This window comes from Streptomyces sp. B1I3 (assembly GCF_030816615.1).
GTDB lineage: Bacteria > Actinomycetota > Actinomycetes > Streptomycetales > Streptomycetaceae > Streptomyces.
The window spans coordinates 1887180-1907336 of the sequence record NZ_JAUSYD010000001.1 but is presented as its reverse complement, the minus strand read 5'-3'; the positions used below and the strand labels follow the sequence as shown (position 1 = coordinate 1907336).

Here is a 20157-nt window from a genome sequence, read left to right as displayed (position 1 = left end):
ACCCCTACTTGACCGAGCCGCCGGTGATCCCGGCGGCGATGTACTTCTGGGACAGGACGAGGAGGACCGCGGCGGGCACCGCGGAGAGCACGGACGCGGCCATGACCGAACCCCAGTCGCCGACGTGCGCGCCGATGTACTGGTAGATGCCCAGCGTGATCGGCTTGACGTCGTCCGTGGTGTTCAGCGTGAGCGCGAACATGAAGTCGCTCCACGCGTACAGGAACGAGAACAGCCCGGCGGTGATCAGCGAGTTGCGGCTCATCGGCAGGACGACCTGGACGAACGTACGGACGCGGCCCGCGCCGTCCACCTCGGCGGCCTCGATGACCTCACGCGGGATGGACACCATGAACGAGCGCATCAGCACGATCGCGAACGGGATGCCCAGCGAGGCGTCCGCCAGCATCAGGCCGAAGTAGGAGTTGACCAGGCCGAGGTCGACGTACGCGCTGTACAGGGCGTTGGCGATGACGATGCCCGGCACCATCTGGGTGATGAGCGTGCCGAAGACGATCGTCCTGCCCCCGCGCAGGTTGAACTGCGCCAGCCCGTACGCCGCCGGCGCGGAGATCGCCAGGCAGATGGCCACGGCGCCGAGCGCCACGGCCAGGGAGGTCAGCAGGTTGCCGCCCTGCTCGGTGAGCGCGGAGGTGAAGCCGGAGAAGTCCACGCCCGTGGGGACCGGGCCCACGTCGACCAGGCTCGCGTCCGGCTGCAGCGCGGTGTTGATCATCCAGTAGAGCGGGAACAGCATGACCGCGAGGACGACGACGCCGAAGACGGTCGCACCCCAGCGGCGCTTCGGCCGGTGGACGGCTGCGGGAGCCGGGGCGGCGGGGATCTGGGTGGTGGTCGCCATGCCGGTCACTTCCCCTCGTTGCGGTTGACCCGCAGGTAGAACACCGCGAAGACGGCGGAGATCAGGATCAGGATGTTGCCGACCACGGCACCGGCCCCGAAGTCCATCTGGACGAAGGAGTTCTGGTACGTGAGCGTGCCGAGCGTCTGGGTGGAGTCCGCGGGGCCGCCGTCGGTGAGGGCGAGGACCAGGTCGAGGATCTTGACCGTCGACATGAAGCCGAGCACCAGCACCACGGTGATGACGGGCTTGAGCATGGGCAGGGTGACCGAGCGGAACGTGCGCCAGGCCGAGGCGCCGTCGAGGGCCGCAGCCTCGTTGAGCTCCTTGGGGACCTCCTGGAGACCGCCGTAGAGGATCACCATGTTGAACGGGATGCCGATCCAGATGTTCACGAGGATCACCGAGACCAGCGCCATGCCGGTGCTGGTCAGCCACGGCGTGTCGGCGGGGAGGCCGACGGTTCCCAGGAAGGAGTTGAGGACACCGGTGTCCTGGTCGAAGATGCGCCGCCAGACGATGCCGGACACGACCATGGGGACCAGCCACGGGAGCAGGATCAGGGAGCGCAGGATCCCGTTCAGCGGGAAGCGGCGGGTGAAGAAGACGGCGAGGGCCAGACCGATGCAGAACTGCCCGGCGAGCGAGCCGATCGTGAAGAGGATCGTCTGCCACAGGGCCTTGCCGAACAGGCCGTCGCTGAAGACGTTGTTCCAGTTGTCCAGGCCGTTGAACGGCGCCTCACCGGTGAAGAAGGTGGACGGCGAGTAGTCCTGGAAGCTCATCACGACGTTGCGGACGAGCGGGTAGCCGAAGAACAGCGCCATGAAGATCACGGCGGGGGCGATGAACCCCCACTGGGCGAGTGTCCTGCGGCGCTTGGCGCTCCGCGGGTTCACGGGCATGGAAGCCGCACCGGCGTCGGCGGCCTTCGGGCCGGCCGGCGGCGCGGCGGCCGAGGCTGTGGTGGATGACATGGTTCTTACCTCAGTTCCCGCTCGTGACCTGCTGCTGGGCACGCTTCAGAGCGGCCTCGCTGGACTCGCCGGTGAGGGCGGACTGGAAGGCGCTCTGCAGGGCGAGCGACACGGACGACCACTGCGCGCCGACCTTCGCGGTGCGGGAGCGGGCCGTCGAGACCTGTCCGGCCAGGGCCGCCAGCTCCGGGGCCTTGGTGCGCCAGACGGCGGCTGCCTTGCTGTTCGCCGGGACCATCCAGCTGTTCAGGGCGTAGGTGATCTGCTCCTGCTCGCCCGCCATACACCCGATGATCTTCGCGGCCGTCCTCTCGCGCTCGGTGTCGCCGGTGTTGGGCACGGTGAGCACACCGCCGCCCAGCGGGCCGACCGAGTCGTCACCCGCCTCGGGGACGGGAATCCGCGCGATGCCCCAGTTGAGCCCCTTCTTGGCGTTCAGGGTCTCCACCTGCCACGGGCCGTTGATCATCATGGCGGCGTTGCCGGCCATGAACTGGTCGTTCACGTCGGCCTGGGTCCAGTTGACCGTGGACTTGGAGAGCGAGCCGTCCTTCAGCAGCGCCTTCCAGTAGTCCAGCGCACCGGCGACCTCGGGGCTGTCGAGTTTCGTCTCGTCACCGCCGTTCGACCACATGAACGGGGTGAACTGGAAGACGCCGTCCTCCGCGCCGCCCGCGCTCAGTGCGAGGCCGTACTGCTTGCCCCTGGTCAGCTTCCTGGCGGTCGACTGCATCTCGGCCCACGTGGTGGGCACCTTCAGACCGGCCTTGTCGAGGGTGTCCTTGTTGTAGAACAGCGCCAGGGTGTTCACCGTGCGCGCGGCGCCGTAGTACTTACCGTCGAACGAACCGAAGTCGACGATCCCCTCGGGGATGTCCGTGGTGGTCAGCCCCAGGTCCTTCAGCGGTATCAGGCCGCCGGCCTCGGCGAACGTCGGCATCTCGGAGGCGTCCAGCTGAAGGACGTCCGGAAGCGACTTCGACGACGCCATGCGCAGCGCCTTCGTCATCAGCTGCGCGGCCGGGACGCTCTGCTGCTCGATGGTGATTCCGAGCTGCTTGCTGCAGCGCGCGAGCGTGTCGCCGTCCCAGCGGTGGTACGACTCGTCGGTCGAGGAGTTCATGACGGTGTAGACGTCGTCGTCGCGCTGCTGGCCGCACCCGGACAGAACGGTGCCGGCGACGACGGCGGAGACGACGGTGAGGGGGAGGACGATCCGCCTGCTGCGGTGGCGTCGGGCCAGGCCGTCCGGGGAAGGTTCTGTCACGGTGGTGCCCTTGCGGTGAGAGGGGGGCCGGGGAGTGGGGGAGCGCTCCCACGAGCTCTGTGCGGAGACCGTGCGCCGGTCCGGCGGGTACGGGCACGGGAAGGGGTGCCCGGCGGTGGAACCGCCGGGCACCCGCAACGTCAGCGGACGCCGAGGAGGTGGTCCATGGCGAGCTGGTCGAGGGCTTCGAAGGCCATGGAGCGTGTCGCGGCGGCGTCCACGTCGAAGTCCTCGTAGGCGGTGCGGTCGGCGAGGAGGCTCTTGAGGCCGTCGTCGGCGGTGGGGCGGGCGAGTTCGTGCAGGCGGGAGGCGGTGAGGGCGTCCTGGACGGAGGGGTCGGCGCGGAAGGCGGCGGCGCGTTCCTTGAGGATGAGGTAGTTGCGCATGCAGTTCTTCGCGGATTCCCAGACGCCGTCGATGCCGTCGGTGCGTACGGGCTTGAAGTCGAAGTGGCGGGGGCCTTCGTAGCCGGCGGTCTCCAGGAGGTCGACGAGCCAGAAGGCCTGGCGCAGGTCGCCGGCGCCGAAGCGGAAGTCCTGGTCGTACTTGATGCCGGACTGGCCGTTGAGGTCGATGTGGAAGAGCTTGCCGGCCCACAGGGCCTGGGCGATGCCGTGGGGGAAGTTGAGTCCGGCCATCTGCTCGTGTCCGGTCTCGGGGTTCACGCCGACCAGTTCGGGGCGCTCGAGGCGCTCGATGAAGGCGAGGGCGTGGCCGATGGTGGGCAGGAGGATGTCGCCGCGGGGCTCGTTGGGCTTGGGCTCGATGGCGAAGCGCAGGTCGTAGCCCTGTTCGGTGACGTAGTCGCCCAGCAGGTCGAAGGCTTCCTTCATGCGGTCCAGGGCGACGCGGACGTCCTTGGCGGCGCCGGACTCGGCGCCCTCGCGGCCGCCCCAGGCGACGTAGGTCCGCGCGCCGAGCTCGGCGGCGAGGTCGATGTTGCGGATGACCTTGCGCAGCGCGAAGCGGCGGACGTCGCGGTCGTTGGAGGTGAAGCCGCCGTCCTTGAACACCGGGTGGGTGAACAGGTTCGTCGTCGCCATCGGGACCTTCATCCCGGTGCGTTCCAGGGCGTCCTTGAACCGGCCGATCAGGCGGGCCCGCTCGCTGTCGCTCGAGCCGAAGGGGATGAGGTCGTCGTCGTGGAACGTCACACCGTGTGCCCCGAGCGCGGCCAGCTGCTCGACCGACTCGACCGGGTCCAGCGCGGGCCGGGTCGGCTCACCGAACGGGTCGTTGCCACGCCAGCCGACCGTCCAGAGACCGAAGGTGAACCTGTCCTCAGGGGTGGGCGTGAAGCGTTCCGACATTGATCAGCCTCTTGTCGACGAAGGTGCGGGCGCCAGCGCTGCCGGCCGACCTATTTGTTTGCTTGCAGTACTAATACTCCATCCCGTCGGGGGTTTCTATACCGTTTCCGTGACGTATCGCTCACGTGGCGCCATCATGGCCGATCCCGCCCGTGTGGTGCGGGTCGAAACTTTCGGGATGCCCGGCCGTTCCCGGGGACGCACCCGCCCTCTCGTCACATTTGTTTTGTGTACGATCAAAATCGGGAGGTCCGCCGCCGCCGCGTTGTACCGCCGCCGCCCCGACTCCCGCACCCCCGAACCTCCGACTCCCGTACTCCCGAGACGGACGAAGGACCACCCCCATGAAGTTCACCGACGGCTTCTGGCAGTTGCGCAACGGTGTGCACGCCTCCTACGCCACCGAAGTCCGCGACGTCCGCCTCGACGACGACCGTCTCGCCGCCTACGCCGCCGTCAAGCGAGTCGAGCGTCGTGGTGACACGCTGAACGCACCGCTGATCACCGTGGACGCCTACGCGCCCGCCGAGGGCGTCATCGCCGTGCGTCTCACCCACCACGCGGGCAGGCGCGGCAAAGGACCCGACTTCGAGCTGCCGGGTGCGGCCGCCCGGTCCGCCGCGACCACCCGCACCCAGGGCACCGCCGCCGAGCTGACCAGCGGCCCGCTCACCCTGCGCGTGCCCACCGAGGGCGCCTTCGGCCTGGAGTTCCTCGACGGCGACGGACAGGTCCTGACATCGGCCGGGCGCAAGGGCACCGCCTTCGCGACCGTCCCCGACGGCAGCCACCACATGGTCGCCCAACTCGCCCTGGGTGTCGGGGAGACCGTCCACGGCCTCGGTGAGCGCTTCACGCCGTACGTCAAGAACGGTCAGGTCGTCGACATCTGGCAGGCCGACGGCGGCACGAGCAGCGAGCAGGCGTACAAGAACATCCCGTTCTACCTCTCCTCGCGCGGTTACGGCATCTTCGTCAACCACCCCGGCAAGGTCTCCTTCGAGGTGGGCTCCGAAGCCGTCGGCCAGGTGCAGTTCAGCGTCGAGGACCAGACGCTGGAGTACTTCGTCGTCGCCGGCCCCACCCCCAAGGAGGTCCTGTCCAGGTACGCCGCCCTCACCGGTCTCCCCGCCCTCCCGCCGGCCTGGTCGTTCGGCCTCTGGCTGACCACCTCCTTCACCACGTCCTACGACGAGGCCACCGTCACCTCCTTCGTCGACGGCATGGCCGAGCGCGGGATCCCGCTGAGCGTCTTCCACTTCGACTGCTTCTGGATGCGCGAGTACCAGTGGTGCGACTTCGAGTGGGACCCGGCCGTCTTCCCCGATCCGGAGGGCATGATCGCCCGGCTCAAGGACAAGGGCCTGAGGATCTGTGTCTGGATCAACCCGTACATCGGGCAGAAGAGCGCCCTGTACGAGGAGGGGGCGGAGAAGGGCTACTTCGTCGAGACCGCCGGAGGTGACATCTGGCAGTGGGACAAGTGGCAGGCCGGCATGGCGCTGGTCGACTTCACCGACCCGGAGGCCACCGCCTGGTTCCAGAGGAAGCTCAAGGTGCTTCTCGACCAGGGTGTGGACGGCTTCAAGACCGACTTCGGCGAGCGCATCCCCACGGACGTCGTCTGGCACGACGGCTCCGACGCGGAGCGCATGCACAACTACTACACCCACCTCTACAACAAGGCGGTCTTCGAGCTCCTGGAGGAGGAGCGCGGTCAGGGCGAAGCCGTCCTCTTCGCCCGCTCGGCGACGGCCGGCGGCCAGCAGTACCCGGTCCACTGGGGTGGCGACTGCTGGTCCTCCTTCGAGGCCATGGCGGAGTCCCTGCGCGGCGGCCTCTCGCTCTCCCTGTCCGGCTTCGGTTTCTGGAGCCACGACATCGGCGGCTTCGAGGGCACCCCCGACCCGGCGGTCTTCAAGCGCTGGCTCGCCTTCGGCCTGCTCTCCTCGCACAGCAGGCTGCACGGCTCGTCGTCGTACCGCGTGCCGTGGGAGTTCGGTGACGAAGCGGTGGACGTGGCCCGGCAGTTCACCCGGCTCAAGCACCGCCTGATGCCGTACCTGTACGGAGCTGCCGTCGAGGCCCACCGCACGGGCGTCCCGACGATGCGTCCCCTGCTGCTGGAGTTCCCGCAGGACCCGACGGCCCGCACGGCGGACCGCGAGTACCTGCTGGGGCCGGACGTCCTCGTCGCACCGGTCTTCACCGAGGACGGCCACGTCGAGTACTACGTGCCCGAGGGCGTCTGGACCCACCTGCTGACCGGTGAGACGGTGACCGGCCCGCGGTGGTGCCACGAGACCCACGGCTTCGACAGCCTGCCCCTCCTGGTCCGCCAGGGTGCGGTCCTGGCCCTCGGTGCGGACGAGTCCCGCCCGGACGGGGAGTGGCTGGACGACCTGGAGCTGCGCGTCTTCGCCCCGGCGGGCACGGGCGACTTCACCCGCACGGTGACGGTCCCCGATCGCACGGGTGCGGTGGCCGCGACGTACGAGGTGGTTCGCCAGGGCGGCGAAATCCGCGTGACGACGGACACGGACCGGCCGTACACGGTCACGGTCGTGGGCGAGGAGGGCCTGACGGCCGTAAGCCGCTGACGCCGTTCCCCGTGGACAACCGGAGCGCCGGGGCGAAGGCGGTCCGGCTGTCCACCGACCGGCGGCTCCCCGCAGGCGGCGCGGTTCGGAGCCATGGGACCGGGGGCAGGTGTAAGGGGCGGGCCCCCTCCACCCGGAGCACGTCACGGAAGTCAGCGGAACGGCTGCCTCCGGCGCCGGGCACACGCGGGAAGCGCCCTTCAGGGGCGAGCCGCGCAACGCCGGGGCGGCAGGAATGCGATCGTTGGCCGGGGGGTTGGCACCAGCGGCAACGCGCGAACGGCACGGCACAGAAGGCGGACGTACACATGGGCGAGCTCATCCTCATCCGGCACGGCGAGACCGAGTGGTCCCGCTCGGGGCAGCACACGAGCTACACCGACCTGCCTCTGACCGAGTTGGGTGAGCGGCAGGCCCGCGCCCTCGTACCGCTGCTCGCGGAGCGGGAGATCGGCCTCACCCTGACCAGCCCGTACCTCCGCGCCCGCCGCACCGCCGAGCTGGCCGAGCTGCCCGCCCCCCGTGAGACCCCGGACCTGCACGAGTGGGACTACGGGGCGTACGAGGGAGTGACGACGATCGATATCCGCCGGACCCGCCCCGACTGGAACCTGTGGACCGACGGCGTCGCCCGCGGCCCGGCCGAGCACCCGGGGGAGACCCCGGAGGAGGTCGGGGCCCGGGCGGACCGGGTTCTGGCGGAGGTCAGGGCGGCGGCGTCCCGCCTCGGCGAGGCCGACATCGCCCTGGTGGCGCACTCCCACTTCCTGCGGGTGCTCACCGCCCGCTATCTGCGGCTGACCCCGGCGAGCGGTGAGCTGTTCCAGCTCGCCACGGGGGCGGTCTCCCGACTCGGCACGGAGCACGGCAAGCCGGTCGTGACGGCTCTCAACATGGCCCTTCCGGAGCGCTTGTTCAACGCCATCGACTGACGTGGAGCCTGAGCGGAGGCGCGCCGCCTCCGCTCAGGCCATGGCGTCCGTACCCATGTCGGACCGCATGGCGTCCCGCACGCGATGGAGGGCGTCGGCGATCTGTTCCGCGCGCAGGTCGTACTCCGGGACTCCGTGACGGAGGCCGGCTCCCACGGAATCACGCAGATCCCGGACCCGGCGGAAGTACAGCAGGGCCGGCTCGACGACCGACCGGGGCGCGAAGACCTCGAACTGGTACCGCAGGTCGTAGCAACCGGCGAAGGCCGCCCTCGCCGCCCGTGACCGCTCCTCCGCGGGCAGGTCGACGTCGCGGGCGACGGCCCACAGTTCGCTGCGTGCGCGGGCCAGCGTGGAGAGGTACGTGGAGTACAGGTCCTTCCGGCTCGACCTCCAGTCCCGTGCGAGTTCGCGCCGATCGCGGCGCCGCTCGATCAGCAGTGCCGAGCCCAGCGCGATGACCGCACCGACCAGCGTTCCAGCGACCGTCGTCCACCCCATCCCGCGAGCGTAGACAGCGGCGTGCCGCCTGGCCATCCCCCTCGGTGCGCACGAGGCGCCGCACGCCCACGCGCACCGGTTCCGCCACCGGCCGCGCGAAGCGGTCACGGGGCCCCGCCGCGCGCCGGCCTCCGGTCGGCGGGGGAGCACTCCCGAACTCGCGGCGCCGTCTCCTGCTCGGCCGCGAGGTGGGACCGACGCCGGACGACAACGGCACACATGCGGGCGGCCGGTGCCGCACGGCACGTGCCGGCCGTCCCCGACCGACAATCGAGACAAGGGAACTGACGGAGCGCCACGTATTCACCAAGGTGCCTTCTCCGGGTCGGCGCGGACTTCTCGCAGAGGTCATTGATCGGAGAACCACCCCGTTAGTATGACGCGTCGAACAATCAGGCGACTCGTGTAGCACCTGACGGAGGACTGGGAAGCATGGACGCGCACACCTATGAAGGGGCGGACGAGGCGGATCCTGTGGACCAGTGGGTGGTCAACCCGGAGACCGGCCATTACGAACTGCGCCTGGACGCCCCTTCGGCGACTCGCCCCGGTGACGGCTCCGGCGCCGCCCCCGCTTCCGGCGGCCGTACCGCCGCCCCCGCGTCCGCCCGTGTCCCCGGCCGGCGAAACCGCCGCGACGCGCCCCCTTCGCACACCCAGCACGGGTCCGGTCGCCGCAAGCGCAAGCAGCGTGGCAGGAGGAAGGTGCTGATATGGACCGGGGGCGCGCTCGCCCTCGTCCTCGTCGGCAGCTCGGCGTACGCGTACTACTGGTACGACCGCCTCGACGGCAACATCAGCACCGTCGACGTCGGTGACGTGGGAAGTGACACCGTCCTGGAGGACGGGCCGGCCAACATCCTGATCATCGGCAACGACGTACGCGTCGGCAAGGGCAACGAGGCCTACGGCAACCGGACCAACGTCACCGGCCACGCCGACACCACGCTGCTCTTCCACATATCCGGTGACCGCTCCAACGCGACCGTGGTGAGCATCCCCCGGGATCTCATGACCACGATCCCGGACTGCGGGACCAAACAGTCCGACGGCTCGACGAAGGTCGTCGCCGGCTCGACGTCCCCCACGAGGTTCAACGAGTCCTACGGGGTGAACGGCCGGGATCCGGGCTGCACCATGCGGACGGTCGAGGCCATCACGCACCTCGAGGTCGACCATTTCATGATGTTCGACTTCAACGCGGTCAAGACGCTGTCCACCGCCGTCGGCGGCGTCAAGGTGTGTCTGAAGGAGCCCCTCAAGGACGAGGACGGCGGGACCGGTCTCGACCTGCCGGCGGGGGAGAGCACGATCGCGGGCGAGGACGCGCTGTCGTTCCTGCGCAACCGGCACGGTCTGAAGAACGAGAGCGACCTCGACCGGATCGAGATGCAGCAGAAGTTCGTCGCGTCGATGATGCGGCAGCTGAAGGAAGAGACGCTGAGCAGCCCCATGAAGATGCTCGACGTCGCCGAGGCGGCCACCAAGGCGCTGACGGTGGACAAGGGGATAGGCAGCGCCGGCAAGCTCGTCACCCTCGCCAGGGAACTCGGCAAGATCGACCTGAAGAACATCACCCTGATGACGGTGCCGGTGGTCGACAACCCGGCCGAGCCGGAACCCATCACGGTCGTGCTGAACCCGGTCGAGGCGCCCAAGCTCTTCAGCATGCTGCAGAACGACGTGTCCTTGACCGAGGTGAAGAAGGACAAGAAGGCGGCCAAGGACAAGCAGGCCGCCCTCCTCGAAGGCCCCCGGGCCGAGGCCTCGGCCGTGCGCGTCGACCTCGCCAACGGCGGTGCTCCGGCCGGGTCGGCAGGGGCAGTCCTGGCCTGGCTGCAGAACTCCAAGGGTGTGGCGAGGTCGAGCAACGTCGGCAACGCCCCGAAGAACGTGGCGAGGACGACACTCGAGTACGGGCCGAACCAGGCCGACCAGGCGCGCGAGCTCGCGGACCTCATGGGACTGCCCGCCTCGGCGCTGAAGCCCGGCACGAAGGCCGCTGCGGAGAAGGAGCCGATGACACTCGTCCTCGGGCCGGACTTCACGGCGGCCGGTACGCCGATCGCCCCGCCGAAGAAGGTGGACGTCAAGCAGTCCCGGGCCGACGAGGACGCCTGCGGGAAGTAGCGCCGCCCCGCACGGCGGGCGGCCGGTGCGACGCGGGCGGCCGGTGCGACGCGGACGGCCGGTACCTCTGCCCCCCCGAGGTACCGGCCGGAGCCCTTGGCGGGATCAGACCGCCTTCTTCAACGACGTGAGATGGGCGAAGACGACGACGTTGGCCGAGTAACCGGCCTTCTTGTCGAAACGCCCTCCGCACGTCAGCAACCGGAGTTCGGGCCGCCCGGTCGCCCCGTACACCTTGTCGTCGGGGAACTCGTCCTTCGTGTACGTCTTCACGGCGTCGACCGTGAACACCGCGGTCTTCCTGTCCGCGCGTACCACCCTGACCTTGTCGCCCCGGTGCAGTGCGTTCAGGTTGAGGAAGATCGCGGGTCCCGTCTTCGTGTCCCGGTGCCCCACGATCAGGGCCGTGCCCGCCTCACCGGGCGAGGCGCCCCTCTCGTACCACCCGGCCACTTTCGGCTCGCTCAACGGTGGGGCCCCGAGCCGCCCCTTCCCGTCGAGGCCGAGGCCGATGACGGGCGCCTCGATGAAGATGGCGGGAATGGCGACCTTCAGCGGACGGGAGTGCACCAGCGGCGCGTGCGAGGCGGGCACGTGCTCCTGCGGCTTGTGCGGCGCCCTGCGGAACGGCTCCTGCCCGCCGCCCGCGGCGTCACCGCCGCGGGCGGCGGCGACCGACGGGGTGTCCTCGGAGGAGTCCGAGGACACCCAGACGATGCCGGTCACCAGTGAGAACGTCACGCACAGCGTCATGGTGAGACGGCAGGCGCGAGTGGGTCCTCGTCGCCGTCGGCAGCGGGCGTTATGCCTCGCCACGGGCACGGCGACGTGCGGTCCGGCGGACCATGACCAGACCGGCGACTCCGGCAGCCCCGGCGACCAGCGCGGCGGTGGTCCCGACGTTCGAGTCGCTCTCGGAGCTCACGCTCTCGATGTCGGGGACGCCGCCGCCGCCCGCGGGCACGGCGCCGGACGGCTTGTCGTACCCCATGTCGGTGCCCTTCTCGGCAGCCGAGTCCGACGACGAGCCCCGCTCCTCGCCGTCCCCACGGCTGCCGCCCTGGGCCTGGCCGTCCCCACGGGTGTCGCCTTGACCCTGGCCGTCCCCACGGCTTCCGCCCTGACCCTGGCCGCGTCGGGAGCAGTCGACCTCGAAGCTCTTCTGCTTCGGGCCCGCCGGGACGACCCACACCAACTGGTACGTGCCCTCGGGGAGCAGGTACTCCTGGCTGCGGGCCGTGCCGTTCACGAGCGGCAGGGTACCCAACAGCGTGTCGCCCGGGGGCACGGTCGGAGGCTGCTCGGTGATCGTCCAGGGGACCGCCGGGAGTGAGTCGAAGTTGTTCGCGGCGAGCACGAACTTGCAGACCTCGACGCCGTCGCGGTCACCACGCGAGTGCCAGCCGACCGAGGTGACGTCGATGTCCCCGCTGTCGCCGGGGGCGGCGTAGGCGGCGGGTGCGCCGGCCAGGGTGATGCCGGCGGCGGCGACCGCGGCGGCCACCGTGGTGCCCGTGCGAACGCCGCGGGCGCGGACGGAAGCGGAAATGCGCATGAAGGGCTCCTTCAAGCCGAGATGATTGTCGTACTGATCACCTGATCGCCTAAGGGATGCCACGAATCCTCGTAAAAGTCCGGTAAGACACTGAAAACGCGTCAGAAGTACCCTGATCGGCAGATAGCGCGAGTACGGCAATCGGGTGCCCTGCCGGAACACGCGGGTGCCCCTCCCGGCGGACTTCGCCGAAAGGGGCACCCTGCACCGAAGGAGCGTCCGGGCGGACTACTTCTGGCTGATCAGCTCGATCTCCGCCAGCGTCGCCGTGCCGTCGAGGACCAGCCGGTACTTCGCGTACGTCCCGGGGCTGCCCACGGAGAACACCCGGGTCTGCTTGTCCCAGGTGAACGTCTGTCCGGTCCGCTTGTCGAGGTCCTTCCAGGCCGTCCCGTCCGAGGAGCCCTGGAGCACCCACCCCTTCGGTGCCTTCGCCGCGGTGGCCGACGTCAGCGTGTACTGCAGCGCCTTCGTGTCCGTACCGGCCGGCAGGTCCGCCGACCCGACCGTGGCCGAGGTGGCCGAGGTGTCGTCGTAGAGCGCGCCTTCACCCTCGAGCACGTCGCCCTGGGGCGCCGGCACCTTGTCGTCCTGGGTGACGGAGACCGGGGCCGCGTCCTTGCCCGTGCCCCAGGCGGAGGGCTTGGAGCCCATGTCGAATTCCAGCACCCCGCCCTTGGCCAGCAGGTCGTGCGGCAGTGAAGTGGACGCCCACTTCTTGCCGTTGACCTTCAGGCCCTGGACGTAGATGTTCTTGTCGCTGTTCTTCGGGGCCTTCACGACGAGCGAGCGCCCGTTCTCCAGGTGCACCGTCGTCTTCGTGAAGAGCGGCGAGCCGATCGCGTACTCACCACTGCCCATGACCAGCGGGTAGAAGCCGAGCGAGGAGAAGAGGAACCAGGCCGACTGCTCGCCGTTGTCCTCGTCGCCGTGGTAGCCCTGGCCGATCTCGCTGCCCGTGTACAGGCGGCCGAGGACCTCGCGGACCTTCTCCTGCGTCTTCCAGGGCTGTGAGGCCGCGTCGTACATGTACGTGACGTGGTGCGCGACCTGGTTGCTGTGGCCGTACTGCCCCATCCGTACGTCACGCGCCTCGGTCATCTCGTGGATGACGCCCCCGTAGGAACCGACGAACTCGGGTCCCGCCGTCTCGGGAGTGGCGAAGTACGTGTCCAGCTTCTCGGCCAGACCGTCGCGGCCACCGTAGAGGTTGGCGAGGCCCCGGCTGTCCTGCGGAGCGGTGAAGGCGTAACCCCAGCCGTTGGTCTCCGTGTAGTCGTAACCCCAGACCCGCGGGTCGTACCGGTCGGAGGGCACGCGCCAGTCGCCGTCGGCCTTCTTGCCCTGGAAGAAGCCGGCCTTGTCGTCGAAGAGCTTGACGTAGTTCTGCGCGCGGTTGAGGAAGTACTCGGACTCCTCCTTGTAGCGCTGCTTCTTCGTCTTCTTGTAGAGCGCCTTGCCCATCTGTGCGATGCCGTAGTCGTTGAGGTAGCCCTCCAGCGACCACGAAAGGCCCTCGTGGGTCGAGGTGTTGGCATATCCGGTGAAGACGGAGGTCTCCATGCCCTTGCGGCCGACACCGGAGGACGGCGGGGCCACCGTGGCGTTCTTGACCGCCGCGTCGTACGCCGCCTCCGCGTCGAAGTCCACGCCCTTGACGTACGCGTCCGCGAAGGCCACGTCCGAGCTCGTGCCGGTCATCAGGTCGGAGTAGCCGGGGGAGGACCAGCGGGAGATCCAGCCGCCGTCCTTGTACTGCTGGACGAAGCCGTCGACCATCTTGCCCGCCTGCTTCGGGCTGAGGAAGGAGTACGCCGGCCACGTCGTCCGGTAGGTGTCCCAGAAGCCGTTGTTGACGTACACCTCGCCCTGGACGATCTTCGAGCCGGTCCTGGTCGGGGTGTCGGTGCCCGTCTGCGGCGAGAAGGGGCTCGCGTAGGTGCTCTTGCCGTCCACCTGCTCGAAGCCCGAGTTCGGGTAGAGGTAGAGCCGGTACAGGCTGGAGTAGAGCGTGGTCAGCTGGTCCGCGTTCGCGCCCTCGACCTCGACCTTGCCGAGGATCTTGTCCCAGGCCTTCTGCGCGTTCTTCCTCACCTTGTCGAAGGAGGTCTTCTCCGGCAGTTCCAGGGCGAGGTTCTTCTTCGCCTGGTCGACGCTGATCAGCGAGGTGGCCAGCCGCAGGCCGACCGTGCGGTCCTTGCCCGCGTCGAAGCGGAAGAAGCCGGTGACGTCGTCGCCGCCACCACCCTTCAGCCTGCCGCTGTCCGTGACCGGCGCGTCGAAGACGCCGTATACGAAGAGCCGCGTGGCGCCGGTGGAGCCGCCGCTCTTCACATCGGAGAAGCCGGTGAAGGAACCGGTCTCCGGGTCGAGGGTGAGCCCGCCCCTGTTGTCGACGTTGTCGAAGACCAGGCTCGCGTCGTCACCCGGGTAGGTGAACCGCATCCGCGCCGCGTGGTCGGTGGGCGTCATCTCGGCCTTGAGGCCGTTCTCGAACGTCACCCCGTAGTAGTGCGGCTGCGCCGTCTCGTTCTCGTGGCGGAAAGGCAGCGCGCGTGCCGTCCGGGACGCGTCCGGGGTACCGGAGGCCGCCGACGGCATCATCTGGAAGGTCTGACGGTCACCCATCCAGGGGCTCGGCTCGTGGCTCGCGCCGAACGCCTGCAGCGTGGGCAGGTTGTCCTCGTTGTTGCCGCGGGCGTAGTCGTACAGCCAGCTCGTGGAGCCGGCGTTGGTCACGGGGGTCCAGAAGTTGAAGCCGTGCGGGACCGCGGTCGCGGGGAAGTTGTTGCCGCGCGAGAAGCCGCCGCTCGAGTTCGTGCCGCGGACGGTCGAGGCGTAGTCCGCGAGGTGGGCCTTGCGCTTCTCCGGCGCCTTCGGGGCGATCGTGATGTCGTCGATCCAGCCCTGGAACTTCGAGGGCCCCTTGGGGGAGTCGTAGGCCACCAGGATCCGGTCGACGGTCTTGCCGGCCGCGACCGATCCGATGGACGAGGCGACCTTGTTCCACTGGTTGACGTACAGCCGCTTCGCGTCGGCCTGGCCCTGCGGGGTCAGCAGGCCGCCGTGGCTGTCGGTCGCCTCGAGGTCGCTCAGGTAGGTGCCGTCGGTGAAGGCCAGGTCCACCGCCACGTGGGTCGCCGGATAGCTGAGGTCGGTCTCGGCCATCTGGGGATAGACCAGGTAGGACAGCTGCGTGTTCCTGGTGACGGCCGTGTCGACGTCGAAGACCTTGTTGTACGAGTACGCGCGCCCGTCCGGCTGGTGGGTACCCGCGTAGCGCAGGGCCTTCTTCCCGGTGAAGCCGGCGCCCGACTTGGCGGTGGGGGAGCCGGACGGCCCGCGGTCGACCTGGGTGCGCATCTCGCCGGGAGCGGGGGTGGTGGTGTCCCCGTCGGAGAACTGCACGTCGGCGAGCTGGATCGCGTCCGAGGCACCGTTGTTCCTGGTGATCTCCAGCCGGAAGTGCTGGTAGGCCGTGTCCGTCGTGAAGTCGTACGACTTCGTCTGGAAGCGCTCGGAGAAGGTCTGGCCGGTCCGGGTGTCCAGATCCGTCCAGGTGCTGCCGTCGGCGGACCCCTTCAGCGTCCAGTCCCGGGGGTCGCGCTCGTCATGGTCGTTGGCCGAAGTGAGCGCGTAGGTGAGGACCTTGGTGGGCTCGGCGAGATCGAACTCGACCCAGCCGGACGGGGCGAAGGCCAGCCACTTGGTGCCGGACGCCACGTCGACGAGGTTCTCCTTGGCCTCGCCGCCCGCGGTGTTCTCGCCGCTGGCTCGCAGATCCGTGACCTGATCGGTGACATTGCCCGGTATTCCGGCGGAGAATCCGCCGTCGACACCCGATGCCCTCTTCTTTCCATCAGGTCCCTCTTCGACGGTATTACGCCAGTCCGGCTGCTTTTCGTCGGCCTCGAAGGAGGAGCTGAACGACGTGTCGTCGGAGGGCTTCTGAGGCCCGGACGGTTGCGCGAAGGCCGCGGTGGGGGCTGCCGCGACCAGGACGAGAGAAGCCGCAATGACCGCGGCCGAGCGGCTTTGTCTCTTACGGGAGCTTTGGTGAAGACCACGTAGGGGCTGCATGCGGAGCCGTTCCTCCTGGGGGCAATGCAATGGACAACGTTGTCATGAGGCGATGCGGGTTCCAGTAGGGAGGCAAGTGGCTGTATGTGTCAAGGGTGTTGCACGCGGTCCGCAGGGCGAATCGGCCGTTATGCGGAAAAGTGCGTTCCGGGCCCAGGGCGTGCGGTGCCGAGGTGTCCACGAGGTCTCAACTCGGGAAAGACTGCCGCTCAAACCTGCATTCGATCTTGCTCAGTTGGCGACAAGTGGACTATACCTGTCGGCGTCTGCACAGCCGTTTCACACGGTCGCGGGCGCGGGGGACGGGGGAACGGCTGTGGGGCGCCGAGGCGGCTCGCTGCACGCTCCCCGAAACTCCCCCACTGCACCTGGCAATCCGGCAATCTGCACGACCCAAGCGCAACTGACCGCGGTGGCGGGGCCCTTCGCCTGAGGCGAATTCACGACGGGTGACCGGTACACCGCCTGAGTCCTGAAGAAGGCGAGGACTTGAGCATGGGATCCACCTCCGCCCACAAGAATGAGGGCCTTGGCCGTCGCGATGTGATCAAGCGTTCTGCCGCACTCGGCCTGATCGCTGTTCCCACGATGAGCTTCCTGTCGGCCTGCGCGAGCGGCGACAGCGGCACCGACGACAAGGTCGAAAAGGGCACGAAGAGCGCCAAGAACCCGCTCGGTGTCAACGAGACCGCCGCTCTCGAGGTCGTGATCTTCAACGGCGGCTTCGGCGAGCAGTACGCCATCGACGCCGAGAAGAAGTACAACGAGGCCTTCCCCAAGGCACCGAAGGTCAAGCACGCCGCGACGGAGAAGATCCAGTCACAGCTGCAGCCGCGCTTCAACGGAGGCACCCCGCCGGACCTGATCGACAACTCCGGCGCCGAGCAGATGGACATGGGTGTCCTGGTCGGCAAGAAGCAACTGCTCGACCTCACCCCGCTGATGGACGCCCCGTCCTACGACGACCCGGCCAAGAAGGTCCGCGACACGCTGCGTCCGGGCGTCCTGGAGATGGGCCAGTTCGACGGCGACCCCGTCTGGATCATGTACTACGCGTACACGGTCTACGGCGTCTGGTACTCGCAGACCAACCTCGAGAAGCTCGACGCGGCGTACCCGGAGACCTGGGACGACATGCTCGCGCTGTGTGCGAAGGCGAAGAAGAAGGGCATCGCCGGCTGGACGTACCCCGGCAAGTACCCGTACTACCTGCCCTTCTCCCTCTACCCCTTCATCGGCAAAATCGGCGGCCGCGAGGTCCTCGACAAGATCGACAACCTGGAGCCGAACGCCTGGAAGGACCCGGCCGTCAAGGCCGCGTTCGAGGCGTACTACGAGCTCTTCCAGAAGGGCTACATCCTCAAGGGCACGCCCGGCCTGACCCACATCCAGTCGCAGACGGAGTGGACCAAGGGCAAGGCGCTCTTCATCCCGAACGGCTCGTGGGTGGAGAACGAGGCCGCGCCCACCACGCCGGACGACTTCAAGATGATGGTCGGCGCGCCGTCCAGCCTCGACGCATCCGACAAGCTGCCCTTCGGCACCATCTGGGCCTCCGGCGGTGAGCCGTTCATCGTCCCGGCGAAGGCGAAGAACCCCGAGGGTGCGATGGAGCAGCTGCGCATCATGCTCAGCGAGGACTCCTCCAAGAACTTCACCAAGTCGGTCAAGTCCCTCAGCGCCTTCAACGGCGGCACCGACGGCCTGACCCTGTCCACCGCCATGCAGTCGGGTGTCGACGTCCTGAAGAAGGCCGGCGACAACGTGGTCAACCCGCGACTGCAGGACTGGTACGTCAAGCTGCAGAAGGAGCAGATCGGAATCGCCGGCATCGGCGAGATGATGGCCGGCCGCGCGACCCCGGCGGAGACCATCAAGAAGATCCAGGCCTTCGCGGACGCCGCGGCCAAGGACCAGTCCATCAAGCACTACAAGCACCAGTGAGCAACCGTCACCAGCGGCGGCACCCGCTCAGAGATCGGGGTCGGTAACGATGCAGCACGGCAAGTACCGGTTCATCGCGGGGTTCCTGGCAGCCCCGCTGGCGTTGTACGCCATATTCGTCATCTGGCCCTTCGCCCAGTCCATCTACTACTCGTTCACGGACTGGACCGGACTGAGTCCGGACTTCCAGATGGTCGGCTTCGACAACTACAGTCGCATGCTCGACGACGACATCTTCTGGAAGTCACTGCAGCACAGTGTGCTGCTCGCGCTGCTGCTGCCGCTGGTGACGCTGAGCCTCGCGCTCTTCTTCGCCTTCATGCTCAATGTCGGCGGCCGTCGCCGCAAAAGCGCCGCGGTCGCCGGCGTGCGGGGTTCCTCGTTCTACAAGATCGCCTATTTCTTCCCGCAGGTCCTGTCGATCGTGATCGTGGCCCTGCTCTTCCAGTTCGCTTTCAACCCGACGTCGGGAATGCTGAATGCGACGCTGAAGGCGATCGGCGCCGAAAGCCTTCAGCCGGACTGGCTCGGTGACCCCGATCTCGCGCTGTACTGCGTGATGGTGGTGCTCATCTGGTCGACGGTCGGATTCTTCGTCGTCCTCTTCTCCGCCGGAATGGCGTCCGTCCCGAAGGACTTCTACGAGGCGGCGCTTCTCGACGGCGCCAGTCGTGTCACCACGTTCTTCAAGATCACGCTGCCGTTGCTCTGGGACACCGTGCAGTCCGGCTGGGTCTACATGGGCATCCTGGCGCTCGGCGTGGAGGCGTTCACCGCCGTACAGGTCATGACGGTGGGCCCGGGCGGTCCCGACTACTCCACCACCGTCCTGCCGCTGTACGTCTACCAGACGGCCTTCCGTGACGCCCAGGCCGGCTACGCGACCACGATCGGTGTCGGGCTGCTCATCGTCACCATGCTCTTCGCCGCCATCGTGATGCGTCTGGGCCGGCGCGAGCGGCTGGAGTTCTGATGCGGGTCGTCACGGAGTACGGCGACCGGGTTCTTGGCTCCATGCGAATCAGTTCGGTCCCGGTGGCCGGCGCGACAGTTGTACGAGGTGAGCACACGTGAAGGTCACTGAGACTCCTCCGGCCGTTCCGGCCCCGCGCTCGCCGGTGCGGAAGACGGACGCCCCGGCCGGCGAGCCGGCGAAGAGCAGCGAGGGCAAGGTCCTCAACGTCTTCTCGCACGGAGTGCTGATCATCTGGGCGGTCCTCGTCGTCATGCCGCTGCTCTGGGCGGTGATGTCGTCCTTCAAGACGGACGACTCGATCCTGTCGCGACCGTGGGAGCTGCCCGACAAGCTCCACTTCGAGAACTGGTCGCGGGCCTGGAGCCAGGCACGCATGAGTGACTACTTCTTCAACACCCTGGTGGTGGTGGGCGGCTCACTCATCGGCACCCTGCTGCTCGGCTCGATGGCCGCGTACGTCCTGGCACGGTTCGACTTCCCCGGGAACCGCTTCATCTACTTCCTCTTCATCGGAGGGATGAGCTTCCCGATCATCCTGGCGCTGGTTCCCCTGTTCTTCGTCATGAACAACCTGGGACTGCTGAACACCCGGCACGGGCTGATTCTCGTCTACATCGCGTACTCGCTGCCCTTCACCGTCTTCTTCCTCACCTCGTTCTTCCGGACGCTGCCGACGTCGATCGCGGAAGCGGCGATGCTCGACGGAGCCTCGCACACGCGGACGTTCTTCCAGGTGATGCTGCCGATGGCGAAGCCCGGCCTGATCAGCGTCGGCATCTTCAACTTCCTGGGGCAGTGGAACCAGTACATGCTGCCGACGGTGCTCAACACCGACCCGGACGGCAAGGTCCTCTCGCAGGGCCTGGTCGAACTCGCCACCAGCCAGGGCTACAAGGGCGACTGGTCGGGCCTCTTCGCCGGGCTGGTCATGGCGATGCTGCCGGTCCTCGCCGCCTACGTCGTCTTCCAGCGGCAGGTCGTCGCGGGCCTCACGGCCGGAGCGCTCAAGTAGTGATCGCGGGG

At 68.3% G+C, this 20157-nt stretch carries 14 protein-coding genes; 6 read left to right on the top strand and 8 right to left on the bottom strand.

Annotation, left to right across the window (positions count from 1 at the left end):
- Positions 1–4: 4 nt before the first annotated feature.
- From QFZ58_RS08745 to xylA, 4 genes are all read right to left on the bottom strand, one after another.
- Positions 5–862: a carbohydrate ABC transporter permease gene (locus QFZ58_RS08745; RefSeq protein ID WP_307124356.1), complete on the bottom strand. Its 858-nt coding sequence runs from the start codon at positions 860–862 to the stop codon at positions 5–7.
- Positions 863–867: 5 nt separating this feature from the next.
- Complete coding sequence (locus tag QFZ58_RS08740) at positions 868–1839, bottom strand: carbohydrate ABC transporter permease (protein ID WP_307124355.1); 972 nt, start codon at positions 1837–1839, stop codon at positions 868–870.
- 10 nt (positions 1840–1849) lie between these two features.
- Positions 1850–3106 carry a sugar ABC transporter substrate-binding protein gene (locus QFZ58_RS08735; RefSeq protein ID WP_373428535.1) on the bottom strand — a complete coding sequence of 419 codons (1257 nt, stop codon included), beginning with the start codon at positions 3104–3106 and terminating at the stop codon, positions 1850–1852.
- 140 nt (positions 3107–3246) lie between these two features.
- Positions 3247–4416, bottom strand: a complete 1170-nt coding sequence (gene xylA / locus QFZ58_RS08730; RefSeq protein ID WP_307124354.1) for a xylose isomerase — start codon at positions 4414–4416, stop codon at positions 3247–3249.
- Positions 4417–4760: 344 nt separating this feature from the next.
- Between xylA and yicI the strand changes: the two genes are divergently transcribed.
- Entirely contained in the window at positions 4761–7016 is a 2256-nt protein-coding gene (gene yicI / locus QFZ58_RS08725) for an alpha-xylosidase (protein ID WP_307124353.1), read from the top strand.
- A 308-nt stretch (positions 7017–7324) separates the two neighbouring features.
- Positions 7325–7948, top strand: a complete 624-nt coding sequence (locus QFZ58_RS08720) for a histidine phosphatase family protein (RefSeq protein ID WP_307124352.1) — start codon at positions 7325–7327, stop codon at positions 7946–7948.
- 33 nt (positions 7949–7981) lie between these two features.
- Here QFZ58_RS08720 and QFZ58_RS08715 read toward each other — a convergent pair whose 3' ends face one another.
- Positions 7982–8449 carry a hypothetical protein gene (locus QFZ58_RS08715; protein WP_307124351.1) on the bottom strand — a complete coding sequence of 156 codons (468 nt, stop codon included), beginning with the start codon at positions 8447–8449 and terminating at the stop codon, positions 7982–7984.
- Between the two features lie 432 nt (positions 8450–8881).
- On the opposite strand from QFZ58_RS08715, the gene QFZ58_RS08710 reads away from it, so the two are divergent.
- The gene (locus tag QFZ58_RS08710) at positions 8882–10579 is read left to right on the top strand and encodes an LCP family protein (protein WP_307124350.1); all 1698 of its coding nucleotides are present in this window, start codon (positions 8882–8884) and stop codon (positions 10577–10579) included.
- A 105-nt stretch (positions 10580–10684) separates the two neighbouring features.
- Here the strand turns inward: QFZ58_RS08710 and QFZ58_RS08705 are convergent, their stop codons facing one another.
- The 3 genes from QFZ58_RS08705 to QFZ58_RS08695 form a co-directional block, all read right to left on the bottom strand.
- Positions 10685–11332, bottom strand: coding sequence for a class F sortase (locus tag QFZ58_RS08705; protein WP_307124349.1), 648 nt, complete (start codon positions 11330–11332; stop codon positions 10685–10687).
- Positions 11333–11381: 49 nt separating this feature from the next.
- Positions 11382–12134, bottom strand: coding sequence for a hypothetical protein (locus tag QFZ58_RS08700; protein ID WP_307124348.1), 753 nt, complete (start codon positions 12132–12134; stop codon positions 11382–11384).
- A 228-nt stretch (positions 12135–12362) separates the two neighbouring features.
- Entirely contained in the window at positions 12363–16214 is a 3852-nt protein-coding gene (locus tag QFZ58_RS08695; protein ID WP_307124347.1) for a GH92 family glycosyl hydrolase, read from the bottom strand.
- 495 nt (positions 16215–16709) lie between these two features.
- Here QFZ58_RS08695 and ngcE point away from each other — a divergent pair, with 495 nt between their 5' ends.
- From ngcE to QFZ58_RS08680, 3 genes are all read left to right on the top strand, one after another.
- The gene (gene ngcE, locus QFZ58_RS08690) at positions 16710–18158 is read left to right on the top strand and encodes an N-acetylglucosamine/diacetylchitobiose ABC transporter substrate-binding protein (protein ID WP_307124346.1); all 1449 of its coding nucleotides are present in this window, start codon (positions 16710–16712) and stop codon (positions 18156–18158) included.
- 49 nt (positions 18159–18207) lie between these two features.
- A complete protein-coding gene (locus QFZ58_RS08685) occupies positions 18208–19131 on the top strand; it encodes a carbohydrate ABC transporter permease (protein ID WP_307124345.1) in 924 nt (307 codons plus the stop codon).
- A gap of 97 nt (positions 19132–19228) precedes the next feature.
- Positions 19229–20146 (top strand): carbohydrate ABC transporter permease, encoded by a 918-nt coding sequence (locus tag QFZ58_RS08680; RefSeq protein WP_307124344.1) that lies wholly within the window; start codon positions 19229–19231, stop codon positions 20144–20146.
- Positions 20147–20157: the final 11 nt, after the last annotated feature.